The organism is Lentibacillus sp. L22 (genome assembly GCF_040812445.1).
In the GTDB taxonomy this organism is placed as follows: Bacteria; Bacillota; Bacilli; order Bacillales; family Amphibacillaceae; genus Lentibacillus_C; species Lentibacillus_C daqui.
Genome location: NZ_JBFNXI010000035.1, coordinates 17,216 through 36,009 on the forward strand (window position 1 = coordinate 17,216; position 18,794 = coordinate 36,009).

18 protein-coding genes are annotated in these 18,794 nt (G+C 37.6%); 1 reads left to right on the plus strand and 17 read right to left on the minus strand.

The features are described from left to right. Positions 1 to 22: 22 nt before the first annotated feature. The 11 genes from ABRT01_RS13630 to ABRT01_RS13680 form a co-directional block, all read right to left on the minus strand. A complete protein-coding gene (locus ABRT01_RS13630) occupies positions 23 to 1,477 on the minus strand; it encodes an aldehyde dehydrogenase family protein (RefSeq protein WP_367747897.1) in 1,455 nt (484 codons plus the stop codon). Between the two features lie 99 nt (positions 1,478 to 1,576). Then, positions 1,577 to 2,410: an AhlS family quorum-quenching N-acyl homoserine lactonase gene (ahlS, locus tag ABRT01_RS13635; RefSeq protein ID WP_367747900.1), complete on the minus strand. Its 834-nt coding sequence runs from the start codon at positions 2,408 to 2,410 to the stop codon at positions 1,577 to 1,579. A 57-nt stretch (positions 2,411 to 2,467) separates the two neighbouring features. Beyond that, on the minus strand, positions 2,468 to 3,577 hold the full coding sequence (locus ABRT01_RS13640) for a zinc-binding dehydrogenase (RefSeq protein WP_367747903.1): 1,110 nt from the start codon (positions 3,575 to 3,577) through the stop codon (positions 2,468 to 2,470). A 244-nt stretch (positions 3,578 to 3,821) separates the two neighbouring features. Continuing rightward, a complete protein-coding gene (locus ABRT01_RS13645) occupies positions 3,822 to 4,982 on the minus strand; it encodes an acyl-CoA dehydrogenase family protein (protein ID WP_367747906.1) in 1,161 nt (386 codons plus the stop codon). Between the two features lie 45 nt (positions 4,983 to 5,027). Next, positions 5,028 to 5,588: a Fe-S-containing hydro-lyase gene (locus ABRT01_RS13650; RefSeq protein ID WP_367747909.1), complete on the minus strand. Its 561-nt coding sequence runs from the start codon at positions 5,586 to 5,588 to the stop codon at positions 5,028 to 5,030. A 20-nt stretch (positions 5,589 to 5,608) separates the two neighbouring features. Further along, a complete protein-coding gene (locus tag ABRT01_RS13655; RefSeq protein WP_367747912.1) occupies positions 5,609 to 6,451 on the minus strand; it encodes a fumarate hydratase in 843 nt (280 codons plus the stop codon). 28 nt (positions 6,452 to 6,479) lie between these two features. Next, positions 6,480 to 7,019, minus strand: coding sequence for a MaoC family dehydratase (locus ABRT01_RS13660; protein ID WP_367747915.1), 540 nt, complete (start codon positions 7,017 to 7,019; stop codon positions 6,480 to 6,482). Between the two features lie 22 nt (positions 7,020 to 7,041). After that, positions 7,042 to 8,199 carry a CaiB/BaiF CoA transferase family protein gene (locus ABRT01_RS13665; protein ID WP_367747918.1) on the minus strand — a complete coding sequence of 386 codons (1,158 nt, stop codon included), beginning with the start codon at positions 8,197 to 8,199 and terminating at the stop codon, positions 7,042 to 7,044. 43 nt (positions 8,200 to 8,242) lie between these two features. Beyond that, on the minus strand, positions 8,243 to 9,094 hold the full coding sequence (locus ABRT01_RS13670) for an HpcH/HpaI aldolase/citrate lyase family protein (protein ID WP_367747921.1): 852 nt from the start codon (positions 9,092 to 9,094) through the stop codon (positions 8,243 to 8,245). 216 nt (positions 9,095 to 9,310) lie between these two features. Beyond that, the gene (locus ABRT01_RS13675; RefSeq protein ID WP_367747924.1) at positions 9,311 to 10,576 is read right to left on the minus strand and encodes a TRAP transporter large permease; all 1,266 of its coding nucleotides are present in this window, start codon (positions 10,574 to 10,576) and stop codon (positions 9,311 to 9,313) included. Next, complete coding sequence (locus ABRT01_RS13680; protein WP_367747927.1) at positions 10,564 to 11,058, minus strand: TRAP transporter small permease; 495 nt, start codon at positions 11,056 to 11,058, stop codon at positions 10,564 to 10,566. Before ABRT01_RS13680 ends, ABRT01_RS13675 begins: the two co-directional genes overlap by 13 nt. A gap of 449 nt (positions 11,059 to 11,507) precedes the next feature. On the opposite strand from ABRT01_RS13680, the gene ABRT01_RS13685 reads away from it, so the two are divergent. Continuing rightward, the gene (locus ABRT01_RS13685; RefSeq protein ID WP_367747930.1) at positions 11,508 to 12,545 is read left to right on the plus strand and encodes a DctP family TRAP transporter solute-binding subunit; all 1,038 of its coding nucleotides are present in this window, start codon (positions 11,508 to 11,510) and stop codon (positions 12,543 to 12,545) included. A gap of 57 nt (positions 12,546 to 12,602) precedes the next feature. Here the strand turns inward: ABRT01_RS13685 and ABRT01_RS13690 are convergent, their stop codons facing one another. The 6 genes from ABRT01_RS13690 to ABRT01_RS13715 all read right to left on the minus strand — a co-directional run bounded on the left by ABRT01_RS13690 (position 12,603) and on the right by ABRT01_RS13715 (position 18,416). After that, complete coding sequence (locus ABRT01_RS13690) at positions 12,603 to 13,277, minus strand: GntR family transcriptional regulator (protein WP_367747933.1); 675 nt, start codon at positions 13,275 to 13,277, stop codon at positions 12,603 to 12,605. Positions 13,278 to 13,398: 121 nt separating this feature from the next. Then, complete coding sequence (locus tag ABRT01_RS13695; protein ID WP_367747936.1) at positions 13,399 to 13,746, minus strand: PaaI family thioesterase; 348 nt, start codon at positions 13,744 to 13,746, stop codon at positions 13,399 to 13,401. Between the two features lie 178 nt (positions 13,747 to 13,924). Beyond that, entirely contained in the window at positions 13,925 to 15,277 is a 1,353-nt protein-coding gene (locus ABRT01_RS13700) for an MmgE/PrpD family protein (RefSeq protein WP_367747939.1), read from the minus strand. A gap of 46 nt (positions 15,278 to 15,323) precedes the next feature. After that, complete coding sequence (locus tag ABRT01_RS13705; RefSeq protein ID WP_367747948.1) at positions 15,324 to 16,568, minus strand: MmgE/PrpD family protein; 1,245 nt, start codon at positions 16,566 to 16,568, stop codon at positions 15,324 to 15,326. 489 nt (positions 16,569 to 17,057) lie between these two features. Beyond that, positions 17,058 to 17,435: a carboxymuconolactone decarboxylase family protein gene (locus tag ABRT01_RS13710; RefSeq protein ID WP_367747942.1), complete on the minus strand. Its 378-nt coding sequence runs from the start codon at positions 17,433 to 17,435 to the stop codon at positions 17,058 to 17,060. Positions 17,436 to 17,504: 69 nt separating this feature from the next. After that, positions 17,505 to 18,416, minus strand: a complete 912-nt coding sequence (locus ABRT01_RS13715; protein ID WP_367747945.1) for an NAD(P)-dependent oxidoreductase — start codon at positions 18,414 to 18,416, stop codon at positions 17,505 to 17,507. Between the last annotated feature and the right edge of the window lie 378 nt (positions 18,417 to 18,794).

Here is an 18,794-nt window from a genome sequence, read left to right on the forward strand (position 1 = left end):
TTCAGTTCCCTGTATTTAAAGGTTAGATTAACTTTATCCCAATAAATTTAGTATCTGTCATTTCCTCAATGGCATATTTAACTCCTTCTTTACCGATACCGCTATTTTTCACACCGCCATAGGGAATGTGATCATAGCGGCGAACCGAGACTTCATTGATCCATACCCCTCCAGTTTCAATGGCATTCGCTACACGCATAGCCTTATTAATATCTGTAGTAAACACACCTGCATGTAATCCCAAATCCGTATCATTTGCATGTTTGATCACTTCTTCTTCTGTTGAAAATGCCATGACACATACAATTGGCGCAAACACTTCTGCACACATCACTTTCATTTCTGGAGTGACTTGTGCTAATACTGTTGGCTCAAAAAAAGTACCGTGCCGTTTCCCACCGGTTAGTAATTTAGCACCTTGTTCAATCGCTTCTTCCACCCACGCTTCTGCCCTTTTTGCTGCCCCCTCGGTTATCATAGGGCCCATTTCCGTTGACTCATCAAGTGGATCACCCATTTTTAATGCTCTCACCTTTGCGATTAGCTTTTCTACAAACGCTTCATATACATGTTCATGAACATACGTACGTTGTGCGGAAACACATGCTTGACCAGCATACGTATAACCACCCATTTCAATAGCTTGAACGGCAACATCCAAATCCCCGTCTTCGAAAATAATATTTGGAGCATTCGATCCTAACTCTAAAGTTACTTTTTTACGTTTTGCCATCTCATCAATCTTCCATCCCACGTCGCCATTTCCTGTAAATGTTACCTTTTTAACTTTCGGATGTGTCACAAGGGGAGAAACGAGTTTCTGTCCGGGTCCCATTACAATATTAAGTGCTCCAGATGGTAATCCGGCTTCTTCAAATAATTGATAAAGTAAAACTGGCGAGAATGGCGTTTTTTCTGCAGGCTTCAATACTACCGTGTTTCCAACAGCAATAGCTGGTGCTACCTTATGAAGTACAAGATTTAATGGAAAATTAAATGGGGTAATCGCTGCAACTACACCTAAGGGAACCCGTTTGGAAATTCCTATTTGATTCTCTCCGCCAACTGCGCTATCCATTGGAATTTGTTCGCCATAAATTGTCTTTGCCCCTTCAGCAGCAAATCTTAGAACCTGCAGTGCACGTGTAACTTCTCCACGACTTTCGCGAATTGGCTTTCCTGCTTCGATACTTAATAGATAAGCAAATTTCTCCGCCCTTTTTTCCAGTAAATCTGCAGTCTTCCGTAAAATATCTGAACGTTTATGTGCGGGCATGAGTTTCATTGTACGGTGAAAAACATTGTCTGCAATTTCAATGGCATCATTCACGTCATCTTGTGTAGCACAAGATATCTTCCCAATTAATTCACCGTTATATGGGTTATGAACCTCTAAATCCTTTCTCTCCTCTTTCGTTCTTTCTTTTCCATTAATAAAAGAGCCATAATAATAGGCATCCAATTTTGTCGTTTCCATACGACGCACCTTTCCTTATTACATAGTAATTTGTTAAAGCCCCATGATCCGTTATGTCTCCATATCATAAGACTAAACTCAATTCACTTTCGCAAGGTATTATTCATAGAATCCTTCCGTTGATTTAATAAACTTTCTAAATTGCTTGGCATCATGCCCAAACCATACCTGTGAATTGGTTCTTTCCGCATATTTTTTTATCTTTTCTACCGCATGTATATATCCAACCGAATCATAGATAATACCTGGTATTTTAACCGGAGGACCATAGTTTTCGGAGGAATAAACAGCATCAGACGCAAGAATAATTCCACCTTCTCCAGGTAATTCCACGTGTAAGCCCAACAATCCCCAAGCATGACCAGGACCGAAGTTTAATATTTTTATCCCCTTTGCAAGTTCCAACTCATCTTCCTGTGGCATAATGGTTTTCCACCTAAGCTCATTCTTTATCCAAGCATCTACATCTGCCCAAATATAAGCCCCCATATCCTTTGACATCGCATATTGCTTCATCGTATTAGAAAGCTCAGTGTCATGCACTATAACTGTTGCATTTGTAAATAACTCCAGGCATCCCGCATGGTCAAGGTGCAAGTGTGACGCAACAACGTACTTTATATCTTCAGGCCTTACACTTAATTGTTCCAGACGATTAATTAAATAACAGGATTCATCTTGAAAGGAAGGGAACAACTTTTGGGTTGCTTCCGGCCATCTTCCATTTTCCCCCATACCTTCTGGATTACAGCCCGTATCAAATAGGATTTTGCCTTCCGGATGATCGATCAAAACTGCATAAACAGGGAATTCAATAAATTCAGCATGTGGACTTGGATCATCAACACTTGCCGGATGATGCATAGCAACCATATAATTCTTATCCATTTTCATTGTTCCAGTATCTAGCACATATAACTTCGGTTTACTCATTCTAATCCCTCCGTTTTTAATGGAATTCAAATATTAGGCATTCTGTTGCATACTTATTTATTCTTGATCACCGCCGATTATGATTGTTCCTCTAATCACCTCTTTTTTAGCTGATTTATCTAATGCTAGTTTTATTTCATCCATCGAAAAACTTTTATCTAACATTTGATCAAATGGGTATTTATCTTTTGTACGCGATAGGAATTCTAAAGCCTTGTGCAAATACCATGGGTTATATCGAACGACAGGTATGATTTGAATCGATTTCCTTGTTAATAATCCAGGATCAAATTCTACCGTTTTTCCTGGAGTAATATTGCCGATTGTCACATATTTACCACCCGGCCTAATATAGTAAATACCTTCCGCAAAAGCCGCCGGAACACCGGTAACCTCTAAGGCAAAGTCTGCTCCTGTATGATCTGTAAGTTCTAAAACTACTTGAATTCGTTCCTCTAAAGATTGATAGTCATTCATATTAATAACATAGTCAGCGCCGAATTGTTTTGCTTGTACTAGTCTGCTTTCCACTCCATCGATTACAATAACGGTAGCGCCTCTTTCCTTCGCAATGGCGGTAGCATTTAATCCCAAACCTCCTGCACCTTGAATAACTATGGATTGATTATAAGTAATCCCGGATTTATCCAGGCCAAAATAAACCTGTGATAATGCACAATTGGCACTAGCAGCAGCCGCATCAGATACATCATCAGGAACTTTATAAAAATATTGATTGGGATGAACATAGTAGTGTGTCGCAAAGGTACCGTGGAAATGAGAGCCTACTTCTGGTTGTTGATTCCAAAAGTCATATGCATGCTCACATAAATGAAATTGGCCCTCTTTACAAGCCTTGCATTTTTTACAAGTAATATAGTAGGCACAGACAATTCGATCGCCCACTTTTACAGGCACACCAGCATAATCTGTTTCTACTCCCTCACCTAAGGAGTGAATCACTCCAATCATTTCATGTCCAAGTACTCCCCTTTTCTTCGTTGGGTGTTGTCCCCGCCAAATGTGCAGCTCAGATCCGCAAATATTGGATCGTAATACTTTCAAAAGAACAGCACCTGTTTCAGGAGAAGGTAATTCATAATCCTGATAACTTAACTTTTCAGGTTCATCCATTATCGCAACTCTTCCTTTTTGTTTATCACCCAAATACTGTCGCCTCCTTCAAATAATACTTACAACTCTTATATTAATATGCTGTTCGATCTTTTTAATTCAAATTATTTTTATATTATTTTAAACTCTCCTATAAGATTTGGTTCTTAAGTTTAAAAGTAAAATAGACACCAACTCCAAATAGCTGATGTCTAAATAAACTCCATAAAAATTTTTATAACAAACTAACAACACTCTTTTAATATAGTGCGTCATAACTTCCCTATAACGAATTATATTAAAAAGACCGCGGCAACCCCAGTACATGTTGTCCCACATAGGTAGTAACCAAATTATTGGTCACCGGAGCAACAATATAGAGGCGTGCTTCTCTGAATTTACGCTCGATATTATATTCTGTAGCAAAACCATATCCACCAAAAGTGGTCATACAAGCATTTGCTGCTTTCCATGTGGATTCTGTGGTAAGATATTTTGCCATATTTGCCTCTGCTCCACAGTTCTCACCCGCATCGAATAATTTTGCAGCTTTGTCACGCATTAAAACGGCCGATTCAATCTCCATATAAGCCTGTGAGATTGGGAATTGCACACCTTGGTTTTTTCCAATTGGACGATTAAATACTTCTCGTTCATTTGCATACTGAACGGCCTTGTCAATGAAGTATTTTCCATCTCCAATGCTTTCTGAGGCAATTAATATTCGTTCTGCATTCATGCCACTTAATACCTGTTTAAATCCTTTTCCTTCTTCCCCAATTAAATTTTCCACCGGTATTTCTACATTTTCGAAAAACACCTCAGTTGTTGCATGATTAATCATTGTCTCAATAGGACGAATGGTTATATTATCTTGTTGGTCCTTCATATCCAAAATAAACAAACTTAGTCCGTCAGATTTTTTTGCTACTTGTTCCTTAGGTGTCGTTCTGGCCAACAAGAGCATTAAATCCGAATGTTGCGTACGCGAGATAAAAATCTTCTGGCCATTAACAATATATTTATCATCCTCTCGCTTGGCAGTGGTAGTTATGCTCGTCGTATCACTTCCAGCGGTTGGTTCCGTTATACCAAAAGCCTGTAAACGCAATTCCCCACTAGCAATCTTTGGCAAATACCGTTGTTTCTGATCTTCATTTCCATGTCTTAAAATGGCACCCATCGTATACATTTGGGCATGGCCAGCACCAGCATTTCCTCCAGAACGATTGATTTCTTCCAGAATCACACCTGCTTCAGCCATTCCAAGACCGGCTCCACCATATTCTTCAGGGATTAAAACGGATAGCCAACCTTCTTCTGTCAAAGTTCTGATAAATTCCTCGGGATACGCTTTCTTTTCATCGGCTTCCCGCCAATAAGATTCTGGAAACTTTTCACATAGCGAGCGTACACTTTGTCTGATCAAATCAATTTCTTCTATTGTACTTAGTGTCATTGCCAACACTCTCCTTACTGGTTTTCTGTCCATTCTAATTTTGCATTAGCTATTCTGCCTGAACTTCTCCTTCGATTCTTGATACCAGTCACGACCCTCTGTATCATTAATTACAATGCAAGGAAATTCTGCCACTGTCAGTTTACGGATTGCCTCCGTTCCCAGATCTTCATATGCAACCATTTCCACGGATTTTATTCTTTGTGACAACAAGGCACCAGATCCACCAATTGCCGCAAAATAAACAGCATGATTATCGGCAATTGACTCAATAACTTTGGGACTTCTGTAACCTTTGCCAATCATCCCTTTCAACCCATGTTCAAGTAATGTTGGGGTGTAGCCATCCATTCGACTGCTTGTTGTTGGCCCAGCCGAGCCGATTATTTCTCCCGATTTTGCAGGTGTAGGACCAACATAATAAATGACTTGATTTTGAATGTCGAATGGAAGGCTTTTACCATTGTTTATCTGTTCGACCATTCGTTTATGTGCTGCATCACGCGCCGTATAAATCGTACCACTCAACAAAACTTGGTCCCCTGCCTGGAGTGATTTAATGATGGATTCATCGGAAAATGGAACATTCATTTTAATCTTAGACATTGATTCTCCCATCCTTTACCTTAAAGAATAACATGTTTATGTCTGCTCGCATGACAATTCAGGTTAACAGCGACAGGTAATGCTGCAATGTGGCAGGGAGCAATTTCTATTTTCACGTCTAACGCAGTAGTATTTCCACCCATCCCCTGAGGTCCAATACCCAATTTATTAATATCATCGATCAGTTCTTTTTCCAGATTCGCGATGTCATAATCTTGGTGTCGTTCACCCACCGGTCTAAATAAGGATTTCTTAGCCAGGTATGCGCATGATTCAAAATTACCACCGACTCCTGCGCCAACTACTAAAGGCGGACAGGCATTGGGACCTGCCTCTTCAACAGTATCTAGAATAAACTTTTTCACCCCTTCAAGCCCATCACTTGGTGTAAGCATTTTAAGGGCACTCATATTTTCTGCTCCCCCGCCTTTGGCTGTCATTTGTATCTCAAGATTGTCGCCTGAAACAAGTTCTACATGAATAACGGCGGGTGTGTTATCTCCGGTATTTTTCCGAGTTATTGGATTATCCACAATCGAATATCGGAGGTAACCTTCTTCATATCCTTCGCGAACACCTTGATTAATAGCATCTATTAAACCACCACCAACAATATGACAATCTTGGCCCAGCTTGACAATAAAAACGGAGACCCCGGTGTCCTGGCACATAGGTACACGGTTCTGCGTAGCGATATTTGCATTCTCGATTAACTGGTTCAGCACTTCCTGTCCGGTATCAGAGGATTCTGTTTTAACTGCCTGCTCAAATGCATGAATAACATCCTGCCCTAGATCATAATTGGCTTCTTGGCATATGCGAGCCACATTCTCCATAATTTTGTTATAATGGATTTCCTTCATAAGAAACTTCACCTGCCCTTCTGTCTCATTAGGCCTCCTCGTTTTCTAAAACCTTTTCTAATAATGGATGGCCTTTTTTAGGAGCATGATCCTTTTTATAAATCATAAAGTTACGTTTATAAGTGATAACCACTTCGCCCCTTTGGTTATATCCGCATGTTTTCACCTTCACAATTCCCACATTCGGACGTGATTTGGATTCCCGCTTCTCCAGTACTTTTGAGTAAGAATAAATGGTATCCCCTTCAAATACCGGATTAGGCAAACGAATTTCATCCCATCCCAAATTGGCCATGGCATTCTGGGAAATATCTGTTACCGATTGACCTGTAACTAATGCAACAGTGAATGTAGAATCTACCAATGGTTTGCCAAATTCCGTCTCCTTGGAAAAATGATCATCAAAATGAATCGGATTTGTGTTTTGTGTTAAAAGCGTCATATAAATGTTATCTGTTTTCGTGACTGTTCTTCCTAGCGGATGAGGATAAATATCCCCAATCTTAAAGTCCTCGTAAAAACGACTGTTCCATCCCTCTTTAATATTTATTCCTTCTTTTACACTCATTTGTTTGCCTCCCATGTATCATTTATTGTTTCATGGATTCCTTTGTCATTCCTATTTCTTCTAAAATTTGGTCCGTGTGTTCTCCCAAATCTGGCACTGGTTTCATCATTGCCTCCATACCTTCCACGGTAACTGGGGGTTTAAGTGCTGCAATCTTCCCGGCCGGAGTTTCTACCTCGCTCCATCGGTTACGAGCAGATAATTGCGGGTGATCAAAGAAATCCTTCATATTATTCAATCGAGCATTCGCAATCTTGGCCTCTTCTACTTTTTCTAATACTTCATCTGAGGTAAGGCTTTTAAAACTGTATTCAATTAATTTCTTTAGTTCCTGCCGATTAGCTGATCTGTTGGAGTTATTTTCAAACCTGGAATCCGTGGCCAAATCCCGATCTTCAAGAACAATGCTACAAAAATTAACCCATTCTCGTTCGTTTTGTAAACCAATAAATACTGTTTTACCATCGCCACATTGAAATGGACCATATGGATAGATGGTTGAATGGCTTGCCCCGGTGCGTTTCGGCTCAGTACCGCCATAGGCTGCATAGTATAAGGGATAGCCCATCCATTCGCCAAGCGCTTCCAACATGGATACCTCCATAATTGTGCCTTTTCCCGTTTTTTCACGATTTAGCAATGCTGTTAAAATACCGGAGTAAGCGTACATTCCAGCAGCTATGTCGGCAATAGAAATACCTGATTTTGCTTGTGTTTCTTCGCTGCCCGTTATGGAGACAAGTCCGGCCTCGCATTGTACTAATAAATCATAAGCCTTTTTATTTGCATATGGCCCATCTTTTCCATAGCCAGATAAACTACATATAATAAGCGCTGGATATTTTTCCGCAAGATCTACGGGATCAAAACCCATTCGTTCCAAGGCACCCGGAGCCAGGTTTTGAATAAGTACATCCGCACCTTCAATTAATCGTCCGAGCGCTTCTTTTCCAGTTTCCGATTTTAGATTTAGCTCTATCGATTCCTTGGAACGGTTACACCAAACGAAGTGACTGGATAGCCCGTTTACTGTAGTGTCATAGTTCCTGGCAAAGTCTCCAGTTTCCGGTCGTTCCACTTTAATCACCCTTGCACCTAAGTCAGCTAATTGACGGGTTGCAAACGGAACGGCAATTGCTTGTTCCAATGCCACTACAGTTATACCGTCTAAAGGTAACATGTTATTCCTCCTATCAAATTCCTATTATACTTATCGTGTATATCTAAACCTCCACAAGTGACAACAATTTCCTTGCCTGTTCAACAACAGGACGGTCCACCATTTTTCCATCAATCTGAATTGCACCATCTTCATGATTGAAAGATGTTTCATACACTTCCAAGATTCTTTTGGCTTCTTTGATCTGCTCTTCCGTAGGTGAATAAACGCTATTAACCGTATTTATTTGTTTTGGATGAATAAGAAGCTTCCCTTGAAAACCAAGCTTTTTCCCCATTTTAGCGGATTCTTCAAGTCCTTTTTCATCTCCAAAATCTGTATAAACAGAATCAATGGGAGCATCTTTCCCGGCTGCTTTTGATGCAGTAACTAATTTCGATCGTGCATAGAGTAATTCTAACTCGCTCCCTTGTGAGTCTATCGTGACATCAAGTTTGTAGTCTTCTGCTCCGAATGCGAGACAGGAAATTCTTTCACTTGCCGTAGCAATTTCGTGTGCACGATATAATCCCGAAGCGCTTTCAATAATTGGTACAATTTTTGTGAAGGCCTTTGGGAGATGATACCTCATTTCAAACTGACCCAGGAGATAATCTGCAATCCCAATGTCTTCTTTTTGATTCACTTTTGGTAACACAATTCCAGCTAATTCGCTACATACTACCTTACGCACATCTTCAAGAAAATGGGGAGTTGTCAACGCATTAACCCGTACAAAGTTTGTTTTTTCGGTTAGGTGACTGAGACAACTTTTCACCTTGCATCTGGCTGTTTCTTTATCTTTTTCGGAAACAGCATCCTCTAAATCAAAAATAAGTGCATCTGCAGATAATGATTCTGCCTTTTCCAGGTGCTTATCCTGGCTTCCCGGTATAAACATCCATGAACGAAACAAGGTTATTCCTCCCTTTCTAGATTCCTCAGGTTAAGCACATTTACAATTATGGATATTGGAGATTGGATACAATATCAGTGTAATACAATGAATTTTCCCTGTAAAGTAATTAATTAATAATATTTAGACATTAACGTTATTGGCTTACTTAACTAATCCAATAATACTTTTTTGGCTATGCTATTCTTTCTCCCTACATTCCGTTATTTTAAAGTATTACTTTGTGAGGTAGAGGGAGAGCGATGGAAAAAGTATAATGATAACTAATACAATCACGAACAATCCGAAAAACGGTACAACACCACGAATGACATTTTCGACCTTTTCTTTCATAACCCCGGTAACAACAAATAAATTTAATCCTACAGGGGGTGTAATCATACCAAGTTCCATATTGACAACCATGATTATCGCAAAATGAATGACGTTTATATCTAGCGTTTGTAAAATTGGCAAGAATATTGGCAGTGTGATCAAGATGATCGCTGTTGGCTCTAGAAACATACCTAAGATAAAGAATAAAACGTTTACCACCAACAAGAAAGTCCACTTATTTAATCCACTTTCACTTACCCATGAGGCAAACATTTGCGGTATTTGCTCAGTTGTTAAAAACATTGCGAATACTAATGCTGAAGCAATAATTAAAAATATCATAGATGTCGTATTTATCGATTCGAGCACAATCTTATAAAATGATTTCCAATTCAGTTCACGATAAATGAAAACAGAAACAATTAACGCGTATAAAACTGCCAAAAAAGAAGCTTCTGTAGGTGTAACTATCCCTCCGTAAATACTCCCCAGGATTAAAACAGGCATTAATAGTCCCCAAACAGCTTTAATACTAGGTTTCCATCGCTTGGATAGTGGCGTTTTTTCATCTCCCCCATAATTTTTGCGTCTGGCAACAATTACTGCATATACAATTAGCACACCCCCAAGAAAAATTCCTGGTAAAATACCAGCCGAAAATAATTTGCCAGTGGATTCCTCCGCAACGGAACCATAAAGTATGAGTGGAATCGAAGGTGGGATTAAAATTCCTAATGTCCCCGCGGTTGCAACTAACCCCATGGAATAACGTTTATCATAACCAGCATTTAACATCATTGGTATCATAACAGATCCAATTGCTGCAGCAGTTGCCGGACTTGACCCAGAAATGGCTGCGAAAATCATACAGGTGATAACAGTGACAACAGAAAGCCCACCTTTCACATGGCCAATCCAAGCTTGTATACAATTAATCAAATATTTGGAAATACCGCCCTTTGCCATAATTAATCCCGCAAATACAAATCCCGGAATAGCCATTAAAGTTGTACTATTTACGCCTGTAAACATTTTTTGCACAACGGTATCTACAGAGAATCCTGAGAGCCATAATGCAATAACACTGGAAATCCCCAAACAAATAGCAATTGGAACCCTTAAAAATGCTAAAATAAATAACAAACCAATCAGTATTACTGTTGCCATTCCGTGTCAGCCCCCTTCTTAATCGGTCCATACCTAAAAAACTTGTAAGCTTTTTCTATAAAACGTATCAACAAAAGAATACCGGCAATCGGCATAATCAGGTAACTAATCCAGATCGGAAATCCAACATCTATTGTTCTAGAGCCTTGTTCATAAGCAGCAACGACAACTTCATATCCTGCCCAAATAAAAAACATACTGAAAGCGATTCCAAAAATAAGTGTTGCTAATTCGCATATTTTTTTCATTGTAGCTCCTACCCGATCATACAAAATATCTATTGAAATATGTTTATCCTCTCTTAACGCAGTTGAAAACCCTATAAATATAGCCCAAACAAGCAACATTGTAAAAATTTCTGTGGCCCAACTTTGTGAATGGCCGACAACGTAACGCATAAAAACAGAATATAAACTAATGCCTATTCCAGCCATAAATAAAATAGCTGAAATCGTATTTTCTATGATGGTTAATATTTTCAATTTCCCATCCCCCTTTTAAAATTGTATTTTGGATACTAACTTGAATAATATATTAATATAAATATTATGAATTTGCAAGACATAAAAATAATTGAAATTAAAATTAAACGTTCCGCTCTCTATACCACATAATGGTCAACTTCTCATTTTTAAAAAATTAATATTATTTAATAAATACTCTTTACACAATATATAAAATATGCTAGCATATAAACTATAATTGTATCCAAAATCCTTTGATAATTCATTATACCGTTAAAGAATCAAGTCAATGGATTACTTTTACACCGTAGTTATATTTAGGCAGTCGCCTTTTGTAAACCCTTACATAATAAAAAAGGAGGTTGATACATGGGAGTACTCTGTTAAATAAAAACATTCGTAGTGTTTTTAAGAAAACCAATGTAAGAGGTGTATTCATTTTAAACAGTAAAGGGAGGCCACATTAAATGAAAAAAGTATTCTTTTTAGTTGGAGCATTAATTCTTACTATAGCCTTGACTGGATGTAATAAAAGCGCGTCTGGTGGCAGTGATGATGATGGAATTCAAAAGTTAACGATAAAGTTCTCACATGTTGTTGCTGAAAATACCCCTAAACACCAAGGGGCATTAGCAATGAAGGAATATATTGAATCTGAATCTAATGAAAAAATAAAAGTAGAGATCTATCCAAATAGTTCTCTTTTTGGCGATGATGATGAATATCAAAATCTTGTTTCAAATAATGTTCAGTTTATCGCACCGGATATATCAAAGTTTGTGGGACATAACCCACAATTCAATGTACCATCACTTCCATTCGCTTTCGATAATGATGAGGCAGCTGAAGCATTTTGGGATGGGGAAAAGGGCCAAGAAATCTTGAAAAGTTTAAAGAAAGACGGCGTTTTAGGTCTTTATTGGTGGCCAAATGGGGGTAAGCATGTTACGAGCAACAGTGGTCCTATTAAATCACCCGATGATTTTAAAGGACAAAAATTTCGTACACAAGGTGGACAGGTACTTGAATCTATTTATTCCCGTTTAGGAGCCGGATCTGAATCCATTCCTTTTGGTGAACTTTATACTGCACTTGATCAAGGTGTCGTTGATGGAGAGGAAAATACCTCGAGTAATATAGAATCAAAGAAATTTGACGAGGTACAAAAATATATGACTATCATGAATCATACACGTGTAGATTATGCCATTTTTACAAACACTACTTTCTGGGACAGTCTGAATGATAAAACAAAAGAAATTGTAGAAAAAGGGGTAGAAAAAGGGACCAAGGTAGCTAGAGAAAAGGCAAAAGCATTAAACGAAGAATCACTTGAAACAATTAAAGAACGTGGGAAAACTGAAGTCACAGAATTGTCACCCGATCAGATACAAGAATTCCGTGATGCACTTGAACCAATCTATGATGAGTTCGAGGATGACATTGGTTCAGATGTATATAAGGCTGTACGTGAGGCGAATGATGAATATGGAGATAGTGAATAATATTGATTGGTTCCCATATTAGTTAAAACATTCAAATGACAAGGATTAAAAAATACTTTAATCCTTGTCAGATTTTTTGATTATATTGATTAAATTATCACGTGTTCTTAATATATGCGTCTCCATTACCTTCCTTAGCTTTTTCGGTTCATTCCGTTTAATATACTCCAGCATTTCCTTATGTTCCTTATGTGAATCCCGTAAATGATTGGCTAACAAACTCGGTGTATATAGTGGGATACCTTTCCACAATGTATCAATCATATGATGAATTCTTCTCCATGGGCAGCCTTGACGTAGTATTCGGTGAAAATAAGTGTTTAAATTCATGTATGTTTCAACGTCTTTTTCCTTGTTGCTTAGCTTTACCATTTCTTCATATAAACTTTCTAACTCATCAATATCCTTTTTTTCTAAAAATGGTAAAGAACGTTCTACTGCCTCCCCTTCCAAAAGCGCCCTTAATTGATATATCTCTTCAATATCATCTATGGATATCGGTGTTACAATAGCTCCTCGTCTCGGTTCTATACTTACAAGCCCTTCTACTTCAAGTTGTCTCAACGCTTCACGAATCGGCATTCTGCTTACTCCTAATTTACTAGCCCATTCCTCCTGAATCAAACGATCTCCTAATTTAAAATCACCCTTTAGAATTACTTCCCGTAATTTAGTGGTTACTTTGTATTGTAAAGTGGCACGATCCTGTTCGGTTAATAAAAATTCATCCATGTTTTCATCTCCATCCAGCATTTATTATTCAAGAAAATTTAGTAAAGGAATCCCTTTTTTAAAAAACTTACAGCTGTTGCTTTTGGTATACAATATTAACCGATGATCAATAATCTATTAATTAAACGGTAATGTAGAATGTTCCCAATGCTTGAGCAACTAAATGATCATGGTCATCCTTTATACTGCAGTCACCAACAACAGTTCGATTCCCCCAAATGAAGTATATTCGGTTTCGCGTATAAATTTTCCCCTTTCCTTTTGCAACAAAATTAACTTTTAGTTCTTGTGTGAATACCCTTCCTTTGGAAATCCTTTGCAAAAAATTATAACCGATTGCAACAACTGCTAATGTGTATATTTCACCGCCCTGGGCGACCCCATACGTGTTTTCATTTTGTAATCCCAGTTCCATTTTAAACCCATTTTCTTCTTCCCTAATACCTAAAGACCTACCAAGATAATGCATGTCAACACCTCTTGAATTCATTATAATCTTCAAGCAGTTGTTAACATTTTCCAATTCCTCATTGTTATGTTGTGTTAACATTACCGGAATGCCATCTATTTTTTGTTCCAGATGTTTGTGGTTCATAGATTTAAATTAGACCAACCAAAACCAAATTTTTCTCCTAAAGGTTAGCGATTTACTTTCCGTAGGATATGGATTCCATTAACCCACGGATACTATCAATAGTCTCTAAATGCAAAACCTTATGAACAAACCCCATTCGTTCATTTTCCGGAATACTTCTAGCTAAATTCATAAATTTATTTACTAATTCATCCACCGAAACAGGATTTTCTGGATCACCCTTTGGAAAATCAGTACTCCTTTTGATAACTTCTCCTGATTTCATATATACTTCTACACTAGTTCCCCACTTTTCGGGATAGAATTGATCAATTTCCGAACTCACTTGAACATTTACCCGTTTCATCAGTTCGCGAATTCCATTTTCCCAAAGTGTTTGATTATTAAATTGTTCAGATCCACCTTTACCATTAATTAAAGCTAGTGCTGTACAAAACTGCAAACTAAACTTTGATGCATATTCACTATCAGGTTGATCATTATTGGTAATATTGTATCCAACCTGGTAGGTCTGTACATTAATTTGGTTAATTTCATCGATATTGATTGAACGCTCATTTTTTAGGCTTATCATTAAATCCATGGCGGGATGTGTGTGACGACAGGAAGCATGAATTTTAAAGGAATTTTCCATAATTTTATATTGGTCACCTAATCCAGCTGTTATTTTTTCCGCTTGATAATCGTCACTCATTGCTTTAAAGAAGCCTCGATTTCCTTCTAATATTTTTTGAGCACCGGTAAATCCTTTTTTGGCGAGCAAAGCGCTAATAACACCGTTCATAGCTGCTTTACCAGGATGTAATTGCTTCGTCATCGCTCCATCTTCAATAAACTCCCATAAACCGGCGGCTTGGGTCCCAGCATTACCAAGTGCATGAATGATTTGTCCTTCTCCAAGGTCTAACATTTTTGCCGCAGCAGCCGCAGCACCAAATGTGCCACATGTTGCCGTATTATGCCAATAATAGTAATGAGAAGGACTCACCGCTTCACCAATTCGATAACAAACCTCGTAACCAGCAACAATAGCAGTGATTAACTCCTTTCCTGTTCTTTTTTTAAATTCTGCTACTGCAAGTGCTGCAGGTATAACAACTGTTGCAGCATGTATAATAGAAGATTTATGAATATCATCTAGTTCTACAATATGGCTTGCTGCACCGTTAACGAAGGCAGCATTGATTGTAGAAGATTTTCCACCTGTTACCAGGCTTGCATGTTGTTTACCACCCATTTCTTTAACTAGTTCATCAATCATCTTTACTGGAGACTTAGAAGCCCCAGCTAAAGCTGAACCAAAATAATCCAAGACACATAAATTTGTAAAAGAGACAACATTTTTTGGTAAATCATCGTATGTTGTTGAATGAATATAGTTGGCTAACTTTTGACTTAATGACAAAAAAACCATCCCTTTTCTATAATATAGTAAAACGCTTACAATAACGTTACTGAACAGATCTTATATTACATAAAAGCTGATCTAATGTGTTCAACCCTTCAAACCTAGAAACATCCTTTATGACATGAGCAATTTGCGATTCAGTTAATATATTGCTACAAAGTTTGGTGAATTTAGCAACAAGCATAGCCTTTGTCATTGGATTTTCAAGGCTTCCGGTTGCATGTTTGATATATACGTTATGTTTACCTCCATCTTGTTTTATTAAAACTGCTGAAACCGTATCTTTTGCAATTTGGGGATCTGTATATGGCTTTATTTTTTTCCTGAGTTCAATTACCTTTGGATGTGTAACCACCTGGTCTTGAAATTGGTTTTCTGAGGCATCTTTTTCTATAAAAGACACCGCACATGTGTGGAAAATGCTAAATTTCCCCTCAAGTCCTGTTGTTGGATTTTCTTTTCCTGTTAACTCTAATACATAAGGATGTACTTTTAACCTAATTTCTTTTACTTCCTCTGGAGTTGCGAATTCACTTAATTGAATACATGCATCAATGGATGGGTGAAGTACAATTCCACAAGCATAAGGTTTGAAAGCATTTTTTTCAATTTCCCATGTACTGCCCCACTCTTCTAGAATCCTTTCTGGTTGACTTTCCGGACTATACACATTTAAGAAACCACGTTTTGCCTCAAGTACATGCATTGAACTTGTAAAACCCTTTCTAGCTAATAATACAGATAACAACCCATTTTGTGCTGCCTTACCGGGATGAAATGGTTTAGTCATTGTACCGAACATTTCTCTTAAACCAAAGGATTGTGTTCCCGCAAGACCAAGGCACATTGCCATTTCTTCCTCACTAAGATCTAAAATTATACCTGCAGCAACTGCAGCACCAAATACCCCGGTGCTTGATGTGATGTGAAATCCTTTTTGATAATGAGAAGGGGAAATAGCATTACTTATTCTTAGTTCGACCTCACATCCCAATATAAAAGCACGTAATAATTCCCGTGGGGCAATATTATATTTTTCTCCTAAAGCAAACACAACAGGTGCCACAGGACCACTTGGATGGTGGACAGTATCTAAATGTGTGTCATCATAATCGAATATATGAGATGCTGTTCCATTAATGAGAACAGCCGAAAGCAAATCACTTTTTTTAGAACGTCCTAAGATAGTGGCTTGTGATTCATTGGATAACTCATTTGTTACATCTAATAAGATATCTATTGATCTATGTTGTATTGCTCCAATTGTTATCCCTAACCAATTTAATATGCTTTTTTTCCATGTTCAATTATCTTATCCGGAATATCATCGTAAGACGTGTTTATTAGATGTCTTACAAGCTGTTCTGTTATCATTTTATCCTCTCCCCACTATTTATTCAATTTGGATACAGTATACCAAATAAATCCCTATGTAACAATCAATGTTATTTCTATTGTTTATTTTTTAAAAATTCAGGTGTGTTCACTGATAGTGATTAACTCATCGGGTTAGTACTTTTTGCAAATCAGCAATATTAATTATCACACAACTAATACTGGGCGGATTAAAGTCGTCTTAATGTTATTAAAAATAAAAACCCTCTGATTTAGATATATCCAAATCAGGGGATTTTTATTTTCACATTATTTTAATCTTTAGGGGCTTTCTACGTTAGGAAGTGGCCTATGCCTATAAAAGCACCTACCTTTAAGTAGGTTGGCTTTTGCCTGACTTATTTTGGATGCACAAAAATGTAAGCTTAGGAAATCCTTCTAATTATTCGTCTTGATAATTATCTATTACTTCTTTAGCAACACGGAAACTATCAATTGCTGCAGGAACGCCGCAATAAATAGCAGTTTGCAATAACACTTCTTTAATCTCGACTTCAGTTAATCCATTTCTCAATGCACCATGGACATGAAGTTTAAGTTCGTGCGGGCGATTCAAAGCTGTTATCATTGCTAGATTTATAATACTTCTAGTTTTCTTGGGTAAACCTTCTCGATTCCAAATTTCTCCCCAACAATATGTAGTAACTATCTCTTGTAGCTCTCTGTTGAAATCTGTGGCATTATTAATGGATGATTCAACATACTCCTTACCTAATACTTCTTTCCGGATTTCTAATCCCCTTTCATACATTTCTTTCATTTGTCTCTCTCCCTCGGATAATTTTTGATTTTACTTCAATTATTTTAAGCCTATTAACCTCATGAAATGTTAAACATTTGAGAAATTACCCTTTGTTCCTAACTTCTCATTAGTCAATTGCTCAAGGAATTTAATTATTTCTGTATGATCTTGCTCATCCCTTCCCATAAGATAGGCAGCTTCATATATTTCCACTACGGTAGAACCCAATAACATAGGCATTTGTGAATCGCTCGCCATTGCTTTAGCCATCTTAATGTCTTTTAATAAAAGATGCATAGAAAAGTTAGATTCAAACTTTCTCGATAAAACATAATTCGGATATTTAACGTGGGTTGAAAAGCTTTGTCCAGTGCACTGGTTGATTGTTTCAATAGCAATTTCTGGATCAACACCTAACTTTTCAGCTAAAATCATGGCCTCCGCAGTAGCATACATACTCGTAGCAGATAAATAATTATTTATCGCCTTTAAGGCATGACCGGCTCCGTTATCACCAATCAATTTTATTTGACTGCCCATACAGTTTAGTAGGGACTCTATTTCTCGGTAATCGTCTTTGTCACCACCAACCATAATTGTTAATGTTCCATTTTTAGCTCCATTAACACCTCCCGAAACTGGAGCATCGACCATACGAATATTAGATTTATTTAAAAATGCTTTCATTTTTTGTGTTTCAAATGCATAAGAACTGCTCATGTCAATAATAATAGTATTTTTTTCCATAGAATGGATCAAACCGTTATCGTTTGTTATAACTTCATTTACAATGGAGGAATCCGGAAGCATTAATATAACTATGTCACTTACTTCTCCAACCTCTGTTATGGAATTTGCTATATTAGCATTACTTTTCTCAAATGGTTGAAGGGCATTTCTATTAGAGTCATAAATAATTAGGTCTTTTCCATGTTCTATTAACCTATTTACCATCCAATGCCCCATCACACCTACTCCGATAAATCCAACTTTCTTCATTCTTATCACCTCTCAATTAATATCGCTCTCCATTGATATCAAAAATAAATCCGCACTTACCTGTACCGTATTGTGGTACACTGTACCATTTATAATTTAATCCTATTATAATTCCAACATTCTGTCAACATTATTTTTTAAAAAATAAGGCAGTTCAGAAGATGATAATCCTCCAAACAGCCGCGAAGTAGTTATAAAGTTGCCCCAAGAATGGTTGAGATCCTTTTGGCAGCATCCCTAATATCAATAGAAGCATTTTCAATTACTGTTTTTGTCACCCTTGAAGTTGGTGCGGTAAGTATAATACTTCCAATTCGGGAGTTTGACACCTACATAATCAGAAATTGCCTTTAAAGCCTGTGATGGCTTTATTTTTTT